Below are 24,840 nucleotides of genomic sequence, written 5' to 3'. Positions count from 1 at the left end.
TGATAACGTTAATCGTTTTTATTGTAATACTATCTATACATCAAATCTACTCCATATGGTTTTCAAATGCTCCATTTGATTCACGACTTGTAGAATTATGTGATATCCATCACTATTCATATTCATTATCTATTCTCGGTCTTGTATCAATCATTGCTACCAAAGTGTCCAACCATATTGTAATCCATACAAAAAGGCTATAGCTGATACTATCAGTCTATAGCCTTTGTAGTAGTATAACTACCATTTGCATTCTATTATATTATTTTAGCAACGTTTTTAAGGCTGCTACCTCTTGTTGCAAGCGTTCATTTTGTTCTAATAAACGATTGAGTTTTGCCTCTTGTTCTTGCATACGACGTTCTTGTACTTCATTATTAGATTTTTCTAATGCTAACTCTTCTGAAAGTACTTGTACTGTTGCTGGCGGTGCGTATTGTGGTACATCATCACTACCATGTCCAATTCTAAAAGTAACACCTCCATTATAGGATCGTTGTTTTCCTGCAAAGGCAATGCCTGCATTAAACATGGTTCCTTCATCGGTATAATGGGCTACTCCTAGGGCAAATCCTGTTTTACCAGAGTTATGGCCCACACCCGCCATAATTTGTGTAGGTTCAGTCGACTTATATGCCACTGGTTTTAATGCTGCTAAGGCAGCATTCATGGCATCTCCTTCTCGACTTTCACTACGAAGGGCCTGTACATCTTGACGAACACCATTCACCAATGTGTTCGTTTGGTTCATGATATCCCCCATCGTATTGTTGATACTTGTATTAAGTACACGTTTTAATTGGGCCACATTAACTGCATCTGTATCTAATGTGCCTGCCGCTACATTATTTATTTGACGAGTTAATCCTAACTCTGCATTACCAACAGATACACCACCTAATGAGTTTTCCCATGCAGAGGCACCTTGGAAATTATTTTTAATCGCTTGCACAGCCTCTAATTTTTTAGCTTCTGCATCAATAATTTTTCCTCGATGCTCCGCCGTTAAAGTGTTAGCTGCATTGCGAATCTCAGTAGTGGCACCATAGATACGATCATACTCAGCTGTACGAAGTATCGTATTAGACTTGTCGATTGTCTCATTTGCCTCTTTAATGATAGCTTTTTGTGCCTCATAAGCAGCTACATCTTTCACCACTGTACTCATATCCATAGCTGCTTTTGTAGTCGGATCATAGCCCACTGTGAAAGCCTGACCTGATGTAGAGGATAATGCACCTAACGCTACGGAAGAATCAATTGTTGTTTTCGAACCTAAACCAATAGCAACACTGTTAGAGGCATTTGTGCTTGATTTAGTTCCCATGGCAATACTATCCACACCATTAGTAACCGTTTTAAGACCGATTGCTACACTTCGATTACGGTCAGTTTTGCTCTCTTGTCCGATGGCAACACTTTGCAAACCAATAGAATTTGCATATAACCCAATGGCAGCTGAGCCATATCCACGGGCACCTAGCTCTTCTCCTGTCACTTGATGCTTCTGCATACCCATAGCAACGGAATAGTGACCATAAGCCTTAGAATGTACACCTATTGCCGTAGAATATATCCCTTGCGATGAACTTGATGTACCGACTGCAGTAGAATACACACCAATTTCACCATCTACTAGCTCTGTATTAGCCACACTATTATTACCAATGGCAATAGAGCCAACACTACCTGTTCTAGCCCCAGTACCTACAGCAGTTGCCGCATAATAGGTATGATCTGCTCTAGGATGCTTTGTCTCATTTTTAGCATCTGCCCCTATGGCAACAGAAAGGCCTGCCGTAGCCGTCGAGTTTCTGCCAATAGCAATAGACCCGTGAGATCCCGAATCATTCGTACTAGCCCCTCTACCGATAGCAATCGTTTCTGTATCTTGCGCCTTTGCTCCATAACCTATAGCTACAGCTGTTTCACCACTAGCCGCAGAGGCATCACCAAAGGAAGCGCTATAGTTGCCTGTTGCATTGGAGGCATGACCAACCGCTGTCGATTGAATACCCGTTGCATTCGCAAATGCTCCATAAGAAGCAGATCTGTTGCTAGTAGCTGTAGCACTATCTCCTACGGCTGTTGTATGCGTGCTAGAAGCCAGTGTTTCATTACCAATACTGATAGAACGATCACCGGTAGCACCAAATCGTTTATTTTCTGTCTCATTGATTGCTACACCAATAGAAATAGCACGGTTACCTGTCGCATAAGAATCGGCTCCAACTGCCACCCCATAATCTCCACTAGATACAGCATACGCACCTACTACAGTAGTATTCACATTCGTTGCCTTTGCTTTTGTACCAATGGCTAATGCATCTGTATGTGTTGCCGTTGCATTTAACCCAAGAGCCGTCGCATTACCACCACTAGCTGCGGAGTTAGCACCTATAGCAACTCCTTGGTTACCCGATGCATTGGCATTAGCCCCCACAGCCAATGCTACATGACCTGTTGCACTGGCATTACTACCGCCAACAACAATAGCTGGATCAGCTGCCATTATTGGTGCAGACATTGTACCCAACACAAGAGTAAGAACTGCCAACTTAGGCTGATGCTTTTTAAATTTCATTGCTAACCTCTACCTTCTATAATAACTACGTATTAACTCTATACTAAAATTCATTATTTACAACTGTCTAAGGGTAGCATATCTATTTTTTATTGTCAATTTAATCCATAGAACCTATATATGAGTAAAACAAACTTAATACAACCTATGCCAATACGATTACAGCTTATCATTATAGCTAACTTTCATTATTACATATCCATAATTCATTGACACTTGTCACAGATGAGAATATAATAAATGTAAGTATGAATAGGGCAATAAATATTCATGCTGTTGGGTATATTCTAGTTTTAGGTAAGGAGAGTTATTATGAAATCACTTTCAAAAGGCGCTATGATTGCAGCATTAGCAGTAACTGCAGCATTTGGCGTATCCCAATCTACTGATGCGGCGTACATGTTAAACTCTGAAGTAAAAGATGCAACTCCAGCATTACAAGAAGCAGCTTCCATTGGTGTTCGCACATACGAAAATCCAATGATGAAAGACGCAATGGATAAAGATGCCATCGTAGTTATGTCCTTTGGTACTACTTTCAAAGATACTCGTGCTAAAACAATTGATGCAACAATCAATGAAATCAAAGCACAGCATCCAAATGTAAAAGTAGTCACTGCTTTCACATCCCATATCATCATTGATCGCATCAAAGAAAAAGAAGGTATTACATACCCTACTCCAGAAGAAGCATTAGACCAATTAAAAGCTGATGGATACACTCGTGTTGCTTTGACAACATTAAACATGATTCCTGGTATGGAATATAACTATGCAGGCGCTGTATTCAACCATCATAAACAAGACTTCAAAAAAATGACATTAGGTGTACCTTTAATGTACTGGATGGGTCAAGAAGACCAACGCGATGATGTAGAACAAGCATTGAAAGCATTCTCTTCTCAATTCCCTATGATGCAAAAGAAAGATTCTGCTGTATTGATTATGGCTCATGGTACTCCAGATCCTTCTAATGCATACTACGCAGTTATTCAAGATCGCATTGACTCTATGGGACTTAAAAATACATACCTTTACACTGTAGAAGGATGGCCAAATCTTGAAACAGTAATCCCTCAATTAAAAGAAAAAGGTATCAAACATGTTACATTAATGCCATTAATGATGGTTGCTGGTGACCATGCAAACAACGACATGGCTGGTGACGAACCTGATTCACACAAAAATATCCTTATGAAAGAAGGATTCACTGTAGATACATATCTTCATGGTGCTGGCGAAAACCAACAAATCCGTGATATCTTTGCAGAACGTGCTTCCGAAGCATATGATGCATTAGTAAAATAATCGTATAACAATACTATAGTAATAACAACAATAGGGGATACGCTTCGTATCCCCTTATTTGAAAGAACAAAAATGAAAACATATTTAAAAATTTGTAGTGCTGTTCTACTCTCCACTTCTCTTTTACTAGGTGGATGTACGAAAACAGGTCCTACTACAACAGAAACAACTCGTACTGTATCTTACCAAGATCAGTCCTACACAATTCCTACTAACCCATCCAAGGTGGTAGCGCTATCTAATTCTATTTCCAAAATGATCTATGCTGTAGGTGGCAAAGCCATCGCTCGTGTTGAAAGTAATGAAAAATTACCTAGTGAAATTGAATCATTACCAAGCATAGGCCATACAGCCAATCCTAATATGGAACAATTAGTAGGATTACATCCTGATTTAGTATTAGGTTTACCTAGCCAACATGAAAAATTTAAAGGGCAGCTAGATAGCAATAATATTCCATCTATTCTAATTAATTACGATGGCATCAATGATAACATTCCACTATTAACATTATTGGGCAATATTTTCCATACAGAAGATAAGGCCAAATCTGTCATCGAAGATTACAATAAAAAAATCGATACAGTGAAAGCCTCGATTCCAAAAGACAAACCTGTCAAAGTTGCTGTATTACGAGCTACTGGTAAATCGGTTACAGCCGAAACTCCATTAGCAATCACAGCGTCTATGGTTCGTGAATTAGGCATCAACAATGTAGTAGAACAACATTTGAAAGACAATGTGACATCTAAAACAGTGCCTTATTCCTTGGAAACATTAACAGTAGATAACCCGGACATAATCCTTGTCGTTACCATGGGTAAAAAGGATGAAATAAACGCCACCTTTGCCAAAGAAATGACTAGCAACCCAGCTTGGAATCAATTACAAGCTGTAAAAAATGACAAAGTCATCTTCTTACCATCCCAATGGTTCTTATTGAACCCTGGACTAGAAACACCAGAAGCTATGGCTGAGTTAGCCAATATTATCTATGGTGTGAAAGTGCAATTATAAATGATAAAATGCATGCTAACGTATATAGCAATCTATATACTGTATAGCATGCATTTTAATTTGCTATCTTGTTGCTTTCATTCTCAACTGATTACAAATTGTAAGCAGTTCACTTCCTTCTCCTTTTAATCTCTTCTGAATTTATTTCGTACCTATATGTTACTTCAAACTCCCTATTTCGTCTTCTACTTACAATGTAAGATTATTTCTACTTTATAATCACGTTTTTCAAATAATATACTACCTACGTAGCACCAATCCAACCATATCCCTGCACTGCCATATCTACAAAGTGATTCATGAGCAAGGACACTTTGGAATCGAATGCAGCTTTATGGTTATAGGCCACTTAAAAGAGACCTATGCATTGAAGCATTACTTTGAGCATCTCTTTAATGTACAGAGTAGAACGGCTATCGAAAGTACATTATCTAACTTTTGGGGTCTTATGAAAGTAGCAAAGCTTAGCGAATTTAATAACCTTCTACAATCGTTTACAAATTAGCATGACAAAGTAATTAACGCCTTTCTATTGCTATACCCTAATGACATTACTGAAGATTCTGACAACAAGGCCAAGGTAATGAAACAGAATAGTTATGGCGTCCGCCATTTCGGTTGATTTAGAGTTAGATTACTCATGATTTTATCGAGTATCTACACCAACCCTTACAAACCTGTACCTGTCACAGCATAACCTATTAGTACTTGCTCCATTAAATCTACAAGGACTTTTAAATTATTATAAAGCTTTTACATCATTATATATTTTATATAGATGCTTCAATGACATATCGAGAATTGGCTCAAACATAAATGAATTCAAATGGATATTTTCCGGTGTTATCATTGCGACAATCTCTAAAGTATTCATTGCATCATCATTTATATGCTTTTTATACGCTTTAATAAGCCATGCACTCTGATTTTTTTTGCTGAATATATCTTTCAATATGTCATCCCCATTTGATACCTCAGATACTATTTTATTCTGCATATATGACTCGCCTAACAGTCTTATTGCCATAGATAAAATGAGTTTATTCTCAATCTCCAACTGCTCTATATCTCTAATTTTTCTGCTTTCTTGCATTAAAATATCATACACCATTTCATTTTCTCTACCATTTGCAAATGTAAGAGGTTCTTTTTTACACCAATATTTATTAAAAATATCTTGAATTTGATTTAAAGTGATCTGTCTTGTATTTTCCTTGTAATGCAAAACACTTGTAAGAATTAAGTAGTCTTTATTATCATTACCTTCCGTATATTCAATTAGGTTACGAACAAAAGGAATAGATGCAACCATAATATGATCACTATAACTTTGAACCAGGCTATTTTTATAGTGCATGAAAATATTTTTTGTATATTGCCCTTTTTCTAATTTTACTTTATCTGAATCTACAAAAGCTATGAAAGAATTACCAGGCTTTGTAATTCTAGAAGATACTGTTCTGTAAAAATCAAAATTATGTGTTAGTAATAGAATTTTAAATAATTTTTCACCATTTGTATCAGTGTATTCCGAAATATCACTAATATACTCTATAATTGCATATTTGTTTTTGTAGTCGAAAGATTCTGAAATATCATCAAGTATAACAAAACACTCCTTACCATGTTTTTTTGCAACTAAGATATGAAAAATCATATTTAATATATAGTATGCTCTACGTTCACCTGTACTTAAAACATTAAGTAAATTATCTTTCGTTATTTCTTTTTTTCCCCTACTATCCGAAAAAATATACTTAAAACTTGGTAATTCCATATTCAAAATAACATCTTCCTGATTCGATGGTTCAATTGAAAAAGGAACAAAAAATCTTTCTTTAAATAAATCTAACGCTTTCTTCCACTCTGTAACTTGTTTCTTTGCATTATCACGTAATTTCTTTAAATCTTTTTGTGCGATCTTATAGTCAGCTATCAATTCATCAAGTAAATACTCATAACAAAGAAAAGCTTTAACCCAGACTTTTTTCTTGAATAGATCTATATCTTTATATTCTACAATTATATCTTGGTGAGTTTGTAAAAAAGCATTAAATTCTTGTGTATCTTTATTTTTACTGATTATTTTATTGATTTTTTCAAATAAATCTTTAATTTCCTTGGAATCTAATACTTGTTCTTTTTCTTTTTTTATAAGATCATCTAATTCTTTTGGTTCTTTTAATTTTACTGATGTACTCCCATCTTTAGCCTTTAGTATTACTTCGTTATTGGCGGCAAAAAAGCCGTTACTTTTCAATGCATTACTTATATTCCCATAATTATTGTGATCAATAATTCCTTGTTGCATATAGAGATTTATTAACCAACTCTCTATACTTATTTTCATACTCCTCTATTAATTCTCCTGTTTTTCCGGTCTTCATCATTGAGTAAACTTTCTCATTAAACAACGAATGATATTTCAAATCATCTTCATGTAACGAGCAAGCCATTACCGGATCGCGTAATAGCTCTTTAATATTAATTAAGCACTCATATTCTTGCTTTGATGTTAATCCCCAATCATTCAGCATACTATTTTTAACATCAAAATTACTACGAGTTGAGTACCCAAACTTCTCTTTTATTTTACTATATAATGATTCTTTTTTAGACTCTATTGACTCATAGATACTTAGATATAATTTTCTCAATTCGTCATCAGCCATCAATAACCCTTGCCCTTCGTATGCATTTTCATCAAATGGATTTATTACTATAATTTGTTCTTTTGATAATGCCACATTATGTTCGTCGAAAATATTACATGTACTTTTTAATCCATATACTTTTTCTTCAACTTGCCTGTCATCTCTTATAGCTTCAAACGTTTTTGCCAATGAAGACTTCATCGTACCATTTGGTGCATAGATAATCGCAACATTATTATTCGAATAATCAATAGTTTTATTTAACTTTTTAATTCCATAACAATTTTCTAAGTTCATATGTAATTCTTGCATATTCTATACCTCCTTTTATAAGAAATTTACAGCCTTTTTTTACAGCATTTACCAACTAAAGACATATTAATTAAAATAGAGTAATTACCTATTTAAACATTGATTTCATCTATATAATTCTTGAATAATGATCCAGAACTAACTTCAAGTTAATATAGTGTTCTACAATCTTAACTCCATCTAAATCAGTTCTATCCACATGAATTTTTGTATAGTAGTTTTTTTCTGTAGGTAATAGTAATCCATTGTATATAAGAAATTCAGGGTACTTCTGCTTCAAATTATAATGATAGAATAGTTGTTTATAATTTAGTTGATCAACTTCTGCATTAAAGTATTTGGAATCGAAAAGAACAATTTTGTGATTATCATCATCAATAAATATATGATCATATTGTATTTTATATGGACTTTTGCCGCTATGTTGCAATCTTTTTTCTACGCTTTCCACACATTCCATTTCTGGCTTAGAGAATTTATCTTGTTTGTTTTCTCCCCAAATAATTTGATCTTCTTCTATTCTACAAAAGCCATCGTTGAGATATTCATTTATCATTACTTCCCAATAATTTTCAAATTTCAATGTTATAAGTCTAAAATTATCTCTAGTTATACTTTTCCACTCTATATATTCAATCAAATTGTTAATAAGCCTTTTTTCTATATCTTTAAAATATAGATTTCTAATCCTTTTTAATTCATTAAGTACATACCTTAAGTTCTTGAATATATTGTTTTCATTATTATATTCATACGGCATAATCGTATTTATAAACTTCTTATATCTGCTTGCATCTGACAAAGCGTAATTCATACATTCGCTAATAAATACACTTTTATCCCTAGTCCTCTTAATAGTGAATGGAAAAAACATTACACCTTTTTTCTGAATGATTTTATTTGATTTATTTATTGTTCTATTCCAATCTATATTTCCAGCATATCCATTTTCATAATATTGTTCATTAGATAAATATAAACCATATTTCTTATAATGCATCAAAATACCTAAATATGCTTTTATCGGAAATTCTCCTTTTATTCCCTTATCGAAACTTGCATAACTTGCTTTTGATTTCGATAAAATATAAAGTATTTGTTTCATACAAGAAATTTGATTGTATTCATCATTATCGACTTTATAATGTTTTGGAAATGAAAATAAAATTTTATCATTTTTTATAATTGCTCCGACAAAAGATATTGTAAGACTTCCATTGTATTGATCACAATAATCAAATATCTCCCAAGAGTTTACGAAGTCTTTATCAACAGTTTGACCATCATTTACTACCCGAATTTCCTGTTGACTCATTTTGCACCTCTACAATTATTGTTTATCATATAAATCAATTAGTTCTTCACTAAATACATTAAGTTTCTCACCAAAATCTTTATATAGGGAAGAGAATGTTTTGTATTCCTTATTAAATATCTTATACTCATCAGAAATAACTGCACCTTGTACATCATCCCATAGATAATGCAATAGTTTATTTTGTATTGCAGCAAATTTTTGTTCATCACTACTATAATTATTAAATTTAATGAAGAACTGTCCAATTTGTTTATCTTCACTAAGTTCTAATTTTGTAGTTATAAGCTCATTCAATGACATGTACAATTTATTCCATTCAAATTCCTTATTTGTTAAAGTAAACACATATTCGTTCATGATTGTTCCATCTTTAGAAACAGGACTTACATCAACATATACAAATTCAAATCTTCTTTTAAACGCTGTATCTATTACGTTTACATTTTGGTCACTTGTATTAACTGTTCCTATTATATGAAAATTTCTTGGTAAGAATATTTTTTTATCGATATTAATACCTTTTTCAGCAAAATATTGAATTATTAAATCATTATTAATTGAGTATTCACTAACTCCGTTCTCATCCCTATCTAATAATTGAAAAATATCACCGAATATACTTGCAATGTTACCTCTTGACATTTCTTCAACAATTAAAAAGATTTCCTTTTCACTATATTCAAATGCCATTGCAAGTGCTTGCGTAAAAATACCCGCCTTAAAGTCATATCTAATTTCACCATTTTTTGATGTCGGCATAATATTTCCTATGAAGTTGTAATAGGAATAATCTGAGTACACTGTTGTCTTAAAGACAAATGGATTATCCTTGTTATCCGTATTTGGATAACAAATTTTAATTAATTTATCAACCTTATAACTCTTTCCTGTTCCAGGAGCTCCAAAGTATATATTTTGAATATTTCTGTTTAGCTTGTTGCATTGAATGTCATTGTAATTCTTAAATTCAACATTTTCGACGCTTATCTGTTCATCACAATATTCAAAATAACTAGATTTTAAATCTGAAATGCTGTTTTGGTCATTGAAATCCCAAAACTCATCAAACATAATAATATCCAATAATTCCGCCTTATATTTACTATCATCTTTGATAGGTAATATAAAAAATACTTTATCAGACTTAACCTCTATAAATTTTGACCATTCAATAACATTCAATAATTCATTAATTTGTCTATCTTGATGATTCCACGATCTTTCTTCAATTGGAATAATATTTGAAGGTAATTTTTTTGTAGCTCTATATTCCTCAATTTGTTTTATTAACTGAATCCTATCAACATCAATCTGCAAAGCTATATTTTTATTGTAAAAAATAAAATTTACTATTTCATCTTTCGTTAAATAAACTTCTCCAGAACCCATTTGATAGTATATAAAAAGTATTTTAATGATTTCACGCATCGGAGCTAATTTAATACCATCATTAACTGCATTATCAAAACTATCCTTTGTCCTTGGATTTGGAAATTGAAATGTCTTAATAAAATTAAGTACAACACTTCTAACATCACCTTTAGCTGCTAGTTTTGCACTGTTACCTTTATTGATAAGATTTAAATAAAATCCAATTGTATTAGCATTATTATTTGTCGATTTATCTTCACTAGCTGATGGTACTGAATCTGTTAAGAACATTTTTGAAAATTCTATAGCTTTTTCTTCTAAATGGGATACCCTCATATCATTTGTATATAAATAATGGAACATATTAATCTCCTCTTTATATATTATCTAAAAACTCTTTTACAGCTTTACCTATCGCTAAAGCTAATTTTGGTGGTACCGCATTACCAATCATTTGATATACGCTACCTTGCGATCCAATAAAGATAAAATCATCATCGAATGATTGAAGTCGTGCTGCTTCACGTGGTGTAATACTTCTAGCTTGGAATGAATCATAGTGGATAAATCTATTACCATCCTTATATAAATGAGCTATGATTGTCGTACTAGGCTCATCCTTTCTCAAAACATGGTATCGATGTATCGGCGACTTAGATCCAACTCTTTGTTCATATATTTTAGTAATCGCTGCAGCATTAGTATATTTCTTTTCACCAGTCTCAATATCTTCAGCTAACATTTTATAAATATCCATATCTCTCAAATTATGATAACGAGGTATGTGCCAATTTATCCCCTCTTGATAAGAATATGCTTTTTTATTCGTTCTTTTTTTCTCATCCCAAATAGGACTTATTTTAGGTAAATCACCTATTGCTTCTTCTACTGTTACTTCTTTTTGTTGATATTTGGGTAAAATAACATTATAAAAATTATCAATCTTATCATATATAGCGTCTAAAGAATCTATATCCTTCCTAACACCAAATAAAATCACTCTTTTTCGCCTTTGAGCCACTCCATATTTAGAAGCATCAACAATCCCATACTTCTGTATTTTATTGCTAATTATATATCCAATTTTTCTAAACTCTTCTTCAATTATTTCAATTATTTTTTTATTATTTGGCTTTGCACTTAATATGCCTGGGACGTTTTCAAACACAAATACCTTTGGCTTATATCTTTTTACGACGGATAGATAATGTTCGAAAAGATAATTTCTATAATCATTTCGCATTCCATTTTCGTCCCTTACTCTACCTGCAACTGAATATGCTTGGCAAGGTGGTCCACCTATAATTAGATCTACACCATTTTATTTTTTTACATAATAATCAAGTCCCCGGGATGATCCAAAATTCTCATCATTACTCCAACCATTGAATAGCTCATTTTCTCTCTGTATATCAAAGTGTAATACTGATTCTTCTGCATCTAAAATATTGTATTTACTTTTTAATCTATACCTTAGAGTATCTACTTGTGGTTTCATCCACTCAACTGATGATATACACTTATAATCACCAGTTTGCATAAATCCATCTTCCAATCCCCCACAACCAGCGAATAAGTCTATAAATTTATATTTTCGCATACTATGATTAGCCTTTCTCTATAAATAATCCTTGAGTTTTTTTGCAATAGCATACCCTAATTTAGGTGGGACTGCATTTCCGACTTGCTTATATTGTTCGGATTTATTTCCGTAAAAAATAAAATCATCTGGAAAAGACTGTAATCTTGCACTTTCTCTCACCGTCGGTATTCTATTATACTTGTAGTGAAAATGTGATCTATGCCCTGTATTTATAGTTAATGAAGGTTTCTTACTATGATATCGTGTAAGTGCTTCATTATATTTATACATATTTCTATATTCTTCCGGCAAAGCTTTATAGTTTTTTCCTTCTGGAACAAGAGAAATCATTCTTACTGTTTTTGTCGAATGAATTGTTCCTATATTATTATATAATTTAACTGAGTTTTTTCTCATCTCAGCTTGATATTTTGTTTGTGGGCTACATTCATATTCCTGTATCTCATCGCCATAAATGCCTTCTAAAGCTGGCAAATCTCCTATTGCATCCTCACAAGTAATAAAATTTTCTGAGGAAAGTATTGGCTCTGGAAAAATAAACTCTTCCTCAGAGTTTAATAGTCCTACAAAAAAAGCTCTTTTCCGTATTTGTGGAACACCATATTCAGGTGCATATAAAACTTTTACTGACATTTTATAACCCAGTTTTTCAAAATCATTAAATATTCTTTTTTTACCAGCACCCTCATAAAGTGTTAACATTCCAGGAACATTTTCTAATACAACAGCTCTTGGCTTCAGTCTTTCCGCCAATTTAACCATCGCTTTATATAACATATTTCTTTTATCATCTTCTTCTCTTTTACCAGCTAATGAAAACCCTTGACAAGGCGGCCCACCAACTAATACATCAAGGGTATCATGTTCTCTGCTAAACTCTGAAATTATGTACTCAATATTATCAAGATTAAACAAATCCAATTTTAATGCTTTAGCTTTTCCATGATTATTTTCAAAAGTTTTTAATGCACTATCATCAAAATCTATTCCTAAAATAACATCAAAACCGGCGTCTAAAAATCCCTTGGATAGCCCACCAGCACCTGAAAATAAGTCTATAACTGTAAACTTACACACCCGTATTTCCTCCATCTTCAATACTTACACACTCTGCAATTTCTGAAATATCACATTGCAATATATAACATATTCTTAGCAATACATCATTGATAACATTTTCACCGTCTTTCACAGAATTTATTTTACTTACTTTTGCTTTATCCATAAGTTTAAAATTTCTCATTTCTACATCCATTAATTTCTTAAATAAATTATTATAAATTAGTTTTGACATGTTTATCCTTTAGTCTTATATATCTTAATATCATTTTTATTATAATATGATAGTAGAACTTTTAATGATATTATTTTCTTTTTTGAGCGGTTATTTGAATAATAAAATTGAAGAATAAAATATTAAAAATCCATAGTGTTTCGTAGCATGATTCTATTATAAAATTTAAAGATATCACTAGGCAATCAATATGAACTATACTAATCACAGCACAGAAATACGAACAAACAAAACCTTTCCTTAGAAGCGCCATTTTACTGTAGAGAACGTCTACGACTAGGGTCAACAATACCTTCTACTGCCGCTTATCTAAAACATGCTAGAACCAATATTAATTGCGAAATAAAGTGTGGTACAGTCGACCAGATATAGAAAGATAAACTAATCAGTATATATTTTCTCAAAAGATGACAACAAATATATAAAAGCAGAACCAAATCATTTTCTCGATTGAAGGTTAATAATACCAGTCTGTTTCTAAAATTGAAAAGGATAAGATTCTAAAGCCTTCTAAACGGTCTATTGACACTTGTGTAGTTGTAACTCGGAAAAAACTATTTACATCAGATATGATATTTTATACAAGGACCTTGTATAGCCACATATATGAATGTCTTTTTCCACTTATCTTTGACTTTACTTGTATAGTTAAGATAAAATGAACGAACTGCATCCAACGCACTCGTAAACGTAGTCTTAAGTTAAATATTGAAGATCGTAAACCAACAGTAGATAAACGAACGGAATTTAAGCATTAGGAAGTGGAAACAATTCGCATGAAAAAGCAAAACCTCAACCTCAGCAAGTAACATTAACTGATAGAAAAATACGCTTTTTACTTTCAACTGTTAGCGGATAGAGCTTATGCTAATAATGTAACAAAAACCATTGCTGCATGGATAGGTCCGATGGTAATTCGGTCAGTGGATTACTTATATTCTCTACCCATTTCTTAAGAGACAATGTTAAGTAATTATATTCAGCTTACGATTTAATTCGGTCGAATTCGACTGAATTAAAATTTAATAACTGCGCCAAACTGCATTCCAATAATTTATTTTTTATTTAAAATTTTGATAAAAACTCAGATTCGTAAGTAATATTATTATCTTCGCAGATTTAAGCTTTAAATGTTAAAGAAAAATCACAGAAAGAAAGTTCAGTTTTAATAACTAATACTAAGATAGATTTATTAAATACACTACATATCAATGATATTATTAATGAAGCTATCTATATTGACGTTGAAATTTAATCACTTTTACTTTGTATAATCTCCATCTTATAATACGAAAGAGTCCTTGAATGTCAGTAACGTTGGTATTGTATTTTTCTCCATCTAATGATTCTAAATGCAGTTGTACGATATTTTCGTACAACTGCATTGCACCCTCTTCATCTTTCGTTTTTTAATCACTTCTTTATCTTCTTAGGTTTTTACCTTCAATTAGTGCTCCAACAATATCAATAATACTAAAATACCATTCTTCTTTGAGGGATCTATATTATATTTTGGATAGGACAGCAAAATATATTATAGATTCTAAAAAAGAAACATAAGTAGGGCTACTTTTTTGTACTATAATTAGTTACATCCCATGTATCTCTCCTATGTTTCTTATTATTTCTTTATATTTATATTTTTATACATTTCTCATACTAAATGAACTGAATAGATTAACTGCTGTCCCCAAAACTTGACAAAAATAATTTTTCTTAAAATTCCGATATGTAAGATCAGTGTTAAATCAGAAAAAATTATAAAAAAAATAACGATAATGAGATGGAGAGGTAATTCATTCTTTTTTTTGTACTCGCAAAAAATCTATAACAGCCATTGCAATTTTTTTAGATAGAATTGGTGGAACAGCATTTCCTATCTGTTTAAATGCAGCCGTTCGTGAATTTTCAAAATAAAAATCATCTGGAAATCCTTGTATCCTAGCTGCTTCTCTTACCGTAATTGAACGATTCTGTCTTAAATCTGGGTGGATATAGTAATGTCCATCCTTTGAAATATGAGCAACAACTGTATGACTAATAGAGCCATAATCCAAAGCTTTATATCTATCTAAAAAAGATGTGGTATTAGAATGTGTTTGTAGTTCTTCAGGTATATCGATATACCTTAAATTCTTACCTTTTTTCTTAGCTTTTAGTACCAATTTATATATCTTCAAATCATTTTCATTATGGGGCCTTGCAGCATGTTGTGTTAAAATATCATAATTTTTACGAATATATTTTGCAACAAACTGACTTGAAACATCAGAACAATACTTATGAGAACTTCCTCCCGACTTTATACTTGGCAAGTCCTCAAACAATTCTTTTATAGTTGGGGCAACCTCAACATATTTAGCCAAACAGTCAAAAAATGTGGTATCAAACAATAAATCTTTACGATGTCCGACAAGTATTAAACGTTCTCTTTTTTGTACTACTCCATAATTACTTGCATCTACTATTTGATAATCCACCTTATATCCACACTTATCAAATTCGCAAATTATTTTTGGCAAAAGTAACTCACCTGATAAATCCTTAAACGAAAGCAACCCTTTAACATTTTCAAAAATAAAGAACTTTGGTTTATATTTATCTAAAAAATCTAAATAGTGTTTATATAGATAGATTCTTTTATCAGTAGATTTTTTCGACTTGTTATTGGCTCTACCGATTGTAGAATATGCCTGACATGGTGGTCCGCCAATAATACCATCTAACTCATTATTGCCTAATCTTTGGTCAATAAATTCAAAAATCGAAGGCATGATATCTTTACTGATTTCTTTATTCAGTATATCTTTAGTCAGATCTCTTGGTATAATCGAGTACAAATCATCTCTAGAGATTTCACCTCGAATATATTCAAAATATGGAGATAGGTTATTTTCTTTTTTTAAATAGTAATATATATTTCTTAACTCTAAAGAAGAGCAAGCATCTTTGTCCATTTCTATATGACAAATAAAATTATAATAATCTTTATACCTAAATCCTTCGGTTAATCCACCTGCTCCTGAAAACACATCTACTATATTTAGCATAACCTCACCACCATTCGTATTTAATTAAATCAATTATCATACGCTTCTTTAATTTCTTCATATTTATTTATAAATTCTTGATTAAACTTTTTTGCATCTCTTAACAAGTCTGAATATGATCTTATAAATAAATCACCACTTTTTTCTAATGAATTTGCAGTAGTACTAACTATAGGATCCATATCATATCTATCGGACATCAAAAATGTTGTTACTTTATCCAACTTATAATGATTTTGAACAAAAATTTTATAATCTAACGCTTGATTTATTTCCTCTGTTTTAATTTTAATGTTCGGTCTCTTCAATTCAATAATAATTAATTCACCATTTACTAAATTACAAAGAAAGTCAATCCTACGATTACTTCCCTCTAATTTTTCATCTGGAAAATACTGTTTTAAAATTTCACTATATGATTTTTCTCTTTCAAATGTTGTAATTCTAGGATCTAAAATCCAAGGAAACTTTTCTAGAAATGGCTGAATTACCTTAGATTCACTCTCATTTCCATTAACATACTTTTCAAATTGTTCTATAGCTTTTATTCTACCAACTGCAACTTTTGCAAGCTCTTTTGCCTCTATATATTCCCAATCTGAAGTTATTTTTTCAACTTCATCGACTGTTAAATTCTCGGCTTTTAAATTCTCTATATATGACTGAAAGCTCTCAAATTTATATAAATTTTTTAAGTTGTCCAAAACGCGCTTAATTAATTCTATATCATCTGTTTCTGTGGAATTTGCTAATAATGTATCTTTAACCTTCTTGATGCTACTTATTTCTGTTGGTGTTAATCCCTTAAAAAACGATTTATCTAAAGTAATAAGCTCTTCTTTTTTCTTTCTTCTGTTTTCTCTCCATAAAGATGATATTTTTGAAATCAACTTATTTAAATCATTTTTCAATTGAATTATACTTTCATTTTCTTCCCACAGGATTGACTGTCTCGCTGTAGATATATAATCCTCTTCATCTGAATCATCTATAAAATCAATATTAAAAAATCCAGTTACATAGCCATTAAAACTATCATTTGCCCTATCATCAAAAAACACATTTTCTGAAGCCAATTTATTTCTAACATATAGCAAAAAACCACTATCTTTTTTTCTTAAAGGAGTCGATTTAGTATATACCCTTCCAGTAATACCATGATCTTTTAGCCTTTGAAATTCATCTACAATATTAATATCATTTATAAAGTCTTCTGGAAATTTCCATTCAAATTCTTTTTCTAACTTATCAAAATAAATTGATTTTGTAATTGGTTGCTCTTGTTGTAAACTTTCATCAATAAGTTTAACCTCAAACTCAGCATCATAAAACGAAAATCTTCTGGATAAATTGTATGCTAAATCTTCAATGCCCATTATTGAACTTTGCTTAATTTCTTTAATTTTAACCACAGTCCCAGATTGTTCATTGGTATTTTCATTTTCACAAATCACTTTTGGCTTATATTCTGATTCACTTTCTGCTTTCATTTCATCATAATTAATACTAAAAGCATTTTTCACACCATCTTTTATAGAATATACCTCTATAGTCTTTGCAATACCAAATACAGCTAATTTACCTAGCCCTTTCTTTCCTGTCACTTTTCTTTTTTTTACTTTAGAAACACCTGTGCCTTCGGCTTTTCTTCTGTTTCTACCGATCACCAAAAAGTTCTGATTTAATTCCTCATGGTTCATTCCTATTCCATCATCTGTAACCGTTACTACCTTTTCATCATAGTTAATTTTTATCTCTACATTTTCAGCATCTGCATCGTAAGAATTTGAAATTAATTCAGCGATAACTGGAGGAAATGAACTATATAATTTTATCCCTAAATGATCAATTGTATTTTTATCAAATTTAATTTTAAATCCACTATTTTTCATAATATTACATCTGATAAAACTATCAGACCCTCCTAGCATTCCTATTTCTAACTATAATCTATCGATATAATTATTATAGACATACCTATAATTTGTGTATTAAGCTTTAAACTTCAAACTTGATTCAGCCTTAGTCCAAGCCTCATGAATTCTGAAACTAAATTGCCAACCAACAATCTAGAAATATCTGCAATTTTATCTCTCTAGTTTCACTTTAAATGCATTTAATAAAAGAATATATACATCGTCTTATTTCTTAGGTAATTCACTTATAACCCTGTTGTTTTCATAAATTCAATATTCCTCATATCTTTATCTGTTAATTTTAAAAATAATTTTTTATAGCTTAATATTGAGATGACTAATCATAAGTCATTTTCTTGGTAAAATTATATTACTTTTATTATATCACAAAAATCAGCACTTATTATGCACTTTTATTCTCTTTTTCAAACCAATTTTATACCTTAAATTGCAAGTCGAAATTGAACTTTTCAATATAAATATCAAAATATCTAATAATAGATTGAAATGAAGATTAGCAAAATAGATTCGATATTTTATTTATGTACATTTCTCTTGTTATTTAGTATTCAAGAAGCCTTCTTGAATACTGATTTATCCAATTTTGTACAGCTTTAAGAATACCTATGACAAGATTACTGAATACTTTACCTTTTGATATAAATCGTCTTAACAATCCATTATCATATTTATTTACACCTCTTTACCAAGTTGAATTGGAGTTACCAAAATATACAAAGTAGAGTCCTATACAACTATTTGAAACCTTAGTAGACTCACTATCCTTATTTGAAGTGATACGATTTACTGGCCTATTACTATAGTATCTATCTATGCAGCAATCTTATTTGTTACTTCATTGTCAGAAATACTATCCGCTAACAGTTGAACGTTCAAGCGTATATTTCTTTCAAGTAATATCACTAGCAGAAGTTAATATTTTACTTTTTCCTACAAATTATATCCACGTCTCAGTGCTAAAGTTCCGTATATTCATCTACTGCTGAGCTACGATCATCAATACTTAATCAAAGATTAACGTTTACGGGTACGTTAAGTGTACTTTATTTATTTTCTTTTGACTATACAAGAAAAGTCAAGGATAGGCAGAAAAGGCCTTCATACACGTAGTTATACAAGGTTTTATCCAAATTATCATTTCTGATGCACTGTTCAATTTCATTATACAATTAACCAAGTATTAAAGAGAATAAACTTATGGATTGCGTCTTTTTAAACTCTTCAGAGTTCGTATACTTCTATTAAGTAAAAAGAATAGCACCGGCTATTTAAATAGCTAGTGCTAAAAACTTTTTATACGAACATCTCCTTGCATTTGACAAAGGCCCTGAAAAGGGCGGTATTTTTTCTATTTTTCGTCTCACATAATTTATTAATTGCAGATTATAATATAATATTATCTTTAATTTTCTGACGCTGTTCATCTGTTAATATAGAATTATTCACACAATGATAATTATTATGTAACCATTTAACAACCTCTTTCTTTATATAATCTGAAGGTGTAACTATTTGTGCTGTATTCAAATCTAATTTACCACTTATAAAATGGCACTTTAAAAATCTATTAGAATTATTTCCAGTTATTAACAGTTGATCAATCAACACATTTTTAATCCCTAAATTTCGTTTAAGATTGTTCTCTATTTTATGTATATATGTTAATAAGCTTTCAAAGGTTAGGCAAAGGATTAAGCTGTCATATTCTTTTACGTTAATCTTAATTATTATATATTCGTTCATGACATTTCCTCCTTCTATTTTTCTCTTTTTATTGTTCCGATATTATTAAATCAATACACTTTTTTATAAATTCATCTGCTTCTTCTTTATTTTTAATCAATCTAGTATTATCTGCTGCTCCTAATATATCTCCAAAATGAAATAGTGTATCCCTATGCGCTTTATAATAATTATAACACTTTTCAATACTAGAATTTTTACTTGTATCTAAAAAATTCTGTGAAACTATATATTTGCTTGTATCCACAGGGTCCGGTTGAAAGCAGCCAAAAGTTCTATTAGCCACTCCACCTACACATGTAATCAAGTATTTAATATGCCCCTCTAATGCTCTTAGTGCAGGGAAAGCATACATAGAGTAATCTTCACTTTCAATATAATATTTCATATTAATTAACGATTGCTTTAAAAGTCTTTTTATTCCATCAGGATAGTTTGTAGGTAATCCTTTCATTATTAGATTATACAAGGATGAAATAGTATCTTTTTTTATACTTATACGATAAGCGTTTGCAAGTATCTGTTCAACATGGCTATCATCATATAATTCAATAATTGTTGATGTGACTACTTGAAATAAACAACAGTTTTTCCCCTGTAACAACAATTTATGTTGACCTGTTTTAAATAAGGTAACAGTCACAGAATCCGAATTCATTTTAAACTTATATATAATCTTATCTGCATTACGATTTACAGTGTGAGTAATACTATCATCTGATTCCTCAATAATTTGCACAAAAGCTTCAAAATCACTTTGTTTAAAATATGGAATAGTAAACCAATTGTCTCCTTTTACAGCAACTTTCTTTTTATCTATTAAAGCAGATTTTGCCAAATGGTCAGCTTTTTCATTATAAATTATATTACTATGACTAGGAACCTTTATAAACTCTATTTGTAGAAAATCTTTAAATTTCGATTCATATACTCCAACATACATTCTAGCTACTTTAGATTTAGCAGCCCATTCTCCTGATATCCATTTTGATAAACCTTCATAGTCATAGTATATTCTAATTTTTTCATAATTATTTGACATAGCCCAATCAAGAGCATTGATTACTCCGAAAATTTCACCTATTATATTATTGCTCTCAATGTATGACTGATTACATCCATATCCACACACATTACTTTCCTGTCCATTTGGAAGTATAAACTGTACACCATACGAATATCTGTTTAAATCTTTATCAAAACTTCCATCCGTAAACGCAACTAAGAAACCTTCAGCATTATCTTTTGAAATCTTTTCAACCCAAATATCACGATCTTCAAGGTACAACTCTGCTTCTTTTCTTGTTTTGAAAGATTTAAATTCTGCTTTTGAAAATCCTTTTGTAGCTTCTAAACAATCTGCCCAATTATCGAAAATTCCCGTTTTATACCCTTTTTTTACAGCATATACTTTCAAACTAATCACCTCAATTTCATAATTTTAAATTTTACTATTTTTAAATATTTTTATCAATACCAACTATCTATTTTAATTTTCTAAGCAATCTTAGATTGCTAGTAGAAATTGAACATTTTGATATGAATCATTTAAAATCTTATAACACATCTCTCTATTTCTTTGACTTATCTTCTAAGCTCTTGATTCCTGTATTGTTCAACTTTTTAATCGACATTAGCTAAGTTTTAGTAAGCTTTCTAAGTTCTATCATTCTTTCTTTCTGCTCCTTACCTTTACCAATAAGAGTTACATTATAGCTTTCCATATTTGCCAGAACCAGTAACGCTTTCAGACTTGCATAGTCTCTCATATTTCCCTTTAAGTAAAGATTCTCTTCACGCCACTGTTTTGCTCTTTTGTCAAACAGAGCTACGTTTAGCATATCTGTTTCACTTTCATATTTATAAGATAGCTGTTCATTAGTAAGATCTCTTAAAAGATATTCTTTGATTCCATCTATATAAATTTTGTAATTAATCTTAGAAATTTCTATATTCAAATTTCAGTCTAATGATAACTTAAAATTTTTATCTTCCTTAAGTCTCTTGTAATCCTGAATAACATACATCTTGAATTCAACAGAAATCCATGAATCAATTTCAAAAGCAATATCTGTATGCACAAATGCACAACCATATCTTCCACCTTTTGACATAATTCCGATTGCTACTGCTTTTTCTATCCATTTCTTAGGAGACAATGTAAAGGGATTATATCCAGCTTCAGATTTAATTCAGTCGAATTCGACCGAATTAAAATTAATGTTATTCAAGCTTTCCCATAACTCAATAAATTCAATAGTATCTTTTCTTCTCATCCAATTTTTGATTACATCACTTGGCTCATCACTTTTATATCTTGCAATATCCGTCAGACTTATATAGTCGTTTTCAAAGTCTTCAGTATAAATTTGAAAAGTGAAACCTTTTACTTCAATCATCTCTTTATTCGCCTTAGATATATGCATTCCTACTTTATATTGATGTACTATTTACAACATTTATTTTTGTGATAACTTCTCTAAACCGCACACTATCCATTCATTTTTTGATTTCAAAATTTGCTAGAACCTTAGCTGTATAAAGAACGGTATAATCTAAGTAAAATACGTTAGTGTCTGGACAGTGTAAAATATTTTGTGTAAATATGTTTATATTATATTTTTACCATCTGATAATCCTAATTTCAGTTGTACGATATTTTCGTATAACTAAATTACACATTCTTTATTTTTCTTTGAAATCGCTACAATATTATCTGTCGTTTTTTACTCATTATATAACGTTATTGTATCATACAATTATCGTTTTATATACTATTTATCATCCAGTCGTACTAGCAAACTCCCACGAACTAAGTACATCTCCCAAGTCATAAAAAATCGGCATAGCCCATGGTTATGACTATGCCAATATAAAGAATTATAGATTTCTTATTAAATTTTGTTCAAGTACTACAGCAACCCCTGTATCCGTATATAAGGAAACTCCCCTACTTCTACATCGGTTCTAACAGCAAATACTTTTTCTAGTAATTCTTCTGTCATCACATCTTTTGGTGATCCATCGGCCAAGATCTGTCCTTGATAGAGTACACCGACCCGATGGGAATATTGTGCCGCTTGATTCAATTCATGAAGAACCATGACAACTGTTAACCCTTCACGGCGATTTAAGTCCTGTAATAGTTCCATAATCTCCAATTGATGGTTAATGTCTAAATATGTGGTTGGTTCATCTAAAATCAATACCTGCGGCTCCTGAGCTAGTGCCATGGCAATCCATACACGTTGCCGTTCACCACCAGACAAGGAAGATACTAGTTGATTCCGCAAATGGCTCACTTGTGTGGCCTCTAAGGCAGCATCTACTACTTCTTTGTCATGGGCTCCTTGTTGCTTCCACCAAGATTGGTAAGGGAATCGACCACAGTTGACGAGTTCTTCTACTAACATATCTTTTGGGATAGATGGTACTTGTGGTAAGAATGCCATATATCTAGCTAATTCTTTATTCGAATACTCCTTTGCCTCTTTCCCAGCAATTTGGATGTTTCCAGTCCTTTTAATAGCACTAGTAATGGCATGTAATAAAGTACTTTTACCACAACCATTAGGACCAATTAACGTAGCGATTTCACCTTCGTATACGGTCCACTCGATACCTTTTAAAACTTCTTTTTCACCAAAGGAGACACGACAATCTTTCACAGAAATTACTGGTTTCATTAGTCATCCCTCCTCAATAAATACAAGAAGAATGGAGCCCCAAAGAAGGCCATAATAATACCTACTGGAATTTCAATAGGACTAAATATAGTACGCCCTACAGTATCACTTATGACAAGAACGAAAGCTCCTAAAAAGGCAGATCCTGGTAACAGAAAGCGATAGTCTGTGCCTAGCATCATACGTGCAATGTGAGGAATAATCAGCCCTACAAAACCAATCAATCCTGCCACAGATACAGCACTAGCTGCTAATAATGCTGCCACGGCTGTCATCATAAACCTTGTTTTCTCTACAGCTAATCCTAAACTGCGTGCTGTTTCATCACCTAAGCTGAGTATGGTCAATCGTTTTGCCCCTAAGAAGGCAAATACCAAACCACCTATGGTATAAGGAATTAACACATACACTTGTGGCCAACTACGAGCGGCAAGACCGCCTACCATCCATAATAAAGCCCCTTGCACTCGATCTCCATAGAATACAAGAAGGGCAGATATCATGGACCCTAGGAATGCTGCTACCGCTACGCCAGCTAATATAATGCGGCTTGGTCGTATGCCCTGTTTCCAAGCTAAGGCATACACAAGTATAGCCGCTGTCAAAGCGCCAATAAAGGCAATGAGTGGTACTGCATATTCTAGATAAGGAAATAAAATTAATACAATAACACCAGCTAATCCTGCGCCTGAGGAAACCCCTACAATTTGCGGATCTGCTAATGGATTTTTCATTACAGCCTGTAAGATAGCACCTGCTACTGCTAGATTGGACCCTACTAGAGCCGCTACTATATTTCTCGGTAAGCGAATGTTCCATATGACTAGTGAGTTCGTATCAGATAAAGTGGGAGACCACAATGTGTGCCAAATTTGAGCCAATGTAGTCTGGGCGGACCCGAATACTAATGATAAGATTAGGGCAGCAATCGCTGCTGCCCCAAACACTAGAACGAGAAACATA

The 24,840-nt window shown here is 31.8% G+C and carries 16 protein-coding genes and 2 pseudogenes; 2 read left to right on the top strand and 16 right to left on the bottom strand.

What is annotated here, in order from left to right; all coding sequences use genetic code 11:
- Window positions 1-262: 262 nt before the first annotated feature.
- Complete coding sequence (locus EO115_RS02730; protein WP_126937453.1) at window positions 263-2,584, bottom strand: YadA-like family protein; 2,322 nt, start codon at window positions 2,582-2,584, stop codon at window positions 263-265.
- 312 nt (window positions 2,585-2,896) lie between these two features.
- On the opposite strand from EO115_RS02730, the gene EO115_RS02725 reads away from it, so the two are divergent.
- Window positions 2,897-3,892 (top strand): sirohydrochlorin cobaltochelatase, encoded by a 996-nt coding sequence (locus EO115_RS02725; protein ID WP_126937452.1) that lies wholly within the window; start codon window positions 2,897-2,899, stop codon window positions 3,890-3,892.
- A gap of 72 nt (window positions 3,893-3,964) precedes the next feature.
- Window positions 3,965-4,909 carry an ABC transporter substrate-binding protein gene (locus tag EO115_RS02720; RefSeq protein ID WP_126937451.1) on the top strand — a complete coding sequence of 315 codons (945 nt, stop codon included), beginning with the start codon at window positions 3,965-3,967 and terminating at the stop codon, window positions 4,907-4,909.
- A 742-nt stretch (window positions 4,910-5,651) separates the two neighbouring features.
- Here EO115_RS02720 and EO115_RS02715 read toward each other — a convergent pair.
- The 15 genes and pseudogenes from EO115_RS02715 to EO115_RS02645 all read right to left on the bottom strand — a co-directional run bounded on the left by EO115_RS02715 (window position 5,652) and on the right by EO115_RS02645 (window position 24,839).
- Complete coding sequence (locus EO115_RS02715) at window positions 5,652-7,220, bottom strand: hypothetical protein (RefSeq protein WP_126937450.1); 1,569 nt, start codon at window positions 7,218-7,220, stop codon at window positions 5,652-5,654.
- A complete protein-coding gene (locus EO115_RS02710) occupies window positions 7,201-7,875 on the bottom strand; it encodes a hypothetical protein (RefSeq protein WP_126937449.1) in 675 nt (224 codons plus the stop codon). The genes EO115_RS02715 and EO115_RS02710 overlap by 20 nt, the downstream gene beginning before the upstream one ends.
- 109 nt (window positions 7,876-7,984) lie before the next feature.
- Entirely contained in the window at window positions 7,985-9,190 is a 1,206-nt protein-coding gene (locus EO115_RS02705) for an LlaJI family restriction endonuclease (protein ID WP_126937448.1), read from the bottom strand.
- A 15-nt stretch (window positions 9,191-9,205) separates the two neighbouring features.
- Window positions 9,206-10,927, bottom strand: coding sequence for an AAA family ATPase (locus EO115_RS02700; protein WP_126937447.1), 1,722 nt, complete (start codon window positions 10,925-10,927; stop codon window positions 9,206-9,208).
- A gap of 13 nt (window positions 10,928-10,940) precedes the next feature.
- Window positions 10,941-12,164 (bottom strand): annotated as a pseudogene (locus EO115_RS02695) (DNA cytosine methyltransferase).
- An 18-nt stretch (window positions 12,165-12,182) separates the two neighbouring features.
- A complete protein-coding gene (locus tag EO115_RS02690) occupies window positions 12,183-13,244 on the bottom strand; it encodes a DNA cytosine methyltransferase (RefSeq protein WP_240628921.1) in 1,062 nt (353 codons plus the stop codon).
- Window positions 13,237-13,461: a helix-turn-helix transcriptional regulator gene (locus EO115_RS02685; protein WP_126937445.1), complete on the bottom strand. Its 225-nt coding sequence runs from the start codon at window positions 13,459-13,461 to the stop codon at window positions 13,237-13,239. The genes EO115_RS02690 and EO115_RS02685 overlap by 8 nt, the downstream gene beginning before the upstream one ends.
- Before the next feature lie 1,796 nt (window positions 13,462-15,257).
- Entirely contained in the window at window positions 15,258-16,511 is a 1,254-nt protein-coding gene (locus EO115_RS02680) for a DNA cytosine methyltransferase (protein WP_126937444.1), read from the bottom strand.
- A 29-nt stretch (window positions 16,512-16,540) separates the two neighbouring features.
- The gene (locus tag EO115_RS02675) at window positions 16,541-18,403 is read right to left on the bottom strand and encodes an ATP-binding protein (protein WP_126937443.1); all 1,863 of its coding nucleotides are present in this window, start codon (window positions 18,401-18,403) and stop codon (window positions 16,541-16,543) included.
- Between the two features lie 1,428 nt (window positions 18,404-19,831).
- On the bottom strand, window positions 19,832-20,191 hold the full coding sequence (locus EO115_RS02665; RefSeq protein ID WP_126937442.1) for a type II toxin-antitoxin system RnlB family antitoxin: 360 nt from the start codon (window positions 20,189-20,191) through the stop codon (window positions 19,832-19,834).
- Between the two features lie 28 nt (window positions 20,192-20,219).
- Window positions 20,220-21,617: a viroplasmin family protein gene (locus tag EO115_RS02660; RefSeq protein WP_240628920.1), complete on the bottom strand. Its 1,398-nt coding sequence runs from the start codon at window positions 21,615-21,617 to the stop codon at window positions 20,220-20,222.
- 211 nt (window positions 21,618-21,828) lie between these two features.
- On the bottom strand, window positions 21,829-22,149 hold the full coding sequence (locus tag EO115_RS08450; RefSeq protein ID WP_240628919.1) for a hypothetical protein: 321 nt from the start codon (window positions 22,147-22,149) through the stop codon (window positions 21,829-21,831).
- Between the two features lie 3 nt (window positions 22,150-22,152).
- Window positions 22,153-22,590: pseudogene (locus tag EO115_RS08445) on the bottom strand (KilA-N domain-containing protein).
- A 513-nt stretch (window positions 22,591-23,103) separates the two neighbouring features.
- Entirely contained in the window at window positions 23,104-23,877 is a 774-nt protein-coding gene (locus tag EO115_RS02650; RefSeq protein ID WP_126937440.1) for an ABC transporter ATP-binding protein, read from the bottom strand.
- Window positions 23,877-24,839, bottom strand: coding sequence for a FecCD family ABC transporter permease (locus EO115_RS02645; protein WP_371413252.1), 963 nt, complete (start codon window positions 24,837-24,839; stop codon window positions 23,877-23,879). The genes EO115_RS02650 and EO115_RS02645 overlap by 1 nt, the downstream gene beginning before the upstream one ends.
- Window position 24,840 lies beyond the last annotated feature (1 nt).

Origin of the sequence: Veillonella sp. CHU740 (genome assembly GCF_003992055.1) — a bacterium.
Taxonomy (GTDB): domain Bacteria; phylum Bacillota; class Negativicutes; order Veillonellales; family Veillonellaceae; genus F0422.
This window is presented reverse-complemented; position numbering and strand designations above follow the sequence as displayed.

Bases quoted from the DNA above. Each gene is read 5' to 3' on its own strand.
- EO115_RS02715 (WP_126937450.1), bottom strand. From the start codon at position 7,220: ATGCAACAAGGAATTATTGATCACAATAATTATGGGAATATAAGTAAT.
- EO115_RS02680 (WP_126937444.1), bottom strand. From the start codon at position 16,511: ATGCTAAATATAGTAGATGTGTTTTCAGGAGCAGGTGGATTAACCGAA.
- EO115_RS02710 (WP_126937449.1), bottom strand. From the start codon at position 7,875: ATGCAAGAATTACATATGAACTTAGAAAATTGTTATGGAATTAAAAAG.
- EO115_RS02720 (WP_126937451.1), top strand. From the start codon at position 3,965: ATGAAAACATATTTAAAAATTTGTAGTGCTGTTCTACTCTCCACTTCT.
- EO115_RS02650 (WP_126937440.1), bottom strand. From the start codon at position 23,877: ATGAAACCAGTAATTTCTGTGAAAGATTGTCGTGTCTCCTTTGGTGAA.
- EO115_RS02730 (WP_126937453.1), bottom strand. From the start codon at position 2,584: ATGAAATTTAAAAAGCATCAGCCTAAGTTGGCAGTTCTTACTCTTGTG.
- EO115_RS02665 (WP_126937442.1), bottom strand. From the start codon at position 20,191: ATGAACGAATATATAATAATTAAGATTAACGTAAAAGAATATGACAGC.
- EO115_RS02675 (WP_126937443.1), bottom strand. From the start codon at position 18,403: ATGAAAAATAGTGGATTTAAAATTAAATTTGATAAAAATACAATTGAT.
- EO115_RS02725 (WP_126937452.1), top strand. From the start codon at position 2,897: ATGAAATCACTTTCAAAAGGCGCTATGATTGCAGCATTAGCAGTAACT.
- EO115_RS02645 (WP_371413252.1), bottom strand. From the start codon at position 24,839: ATGTTTCTCGTTCTAGTGTTTGGGGCAGCAGCGATTGCTGCCCTAATC.
- EO115_RS02685 (WP_126937445.1), bottom strand. From the start codon at position 13,461: ATGTCAAAACTAATTTATAATAATTTATTTAAGAAATTAATGGATGTA.
- EO115_RS02700 (WP_126937447.1), bottom strand. From the start codon at position 10,927: ATGTTCCATTATTTATATACAAATGATATGAGGGTATCCCATTTAGAA.
- EO115_RS02705 (WP_126937448.1), bottom strand. From the start codon at position 9,190: ATGAGTCAACAGGAAATTCGGGTAGTAAATGATGGTCAAACTGTTGAT.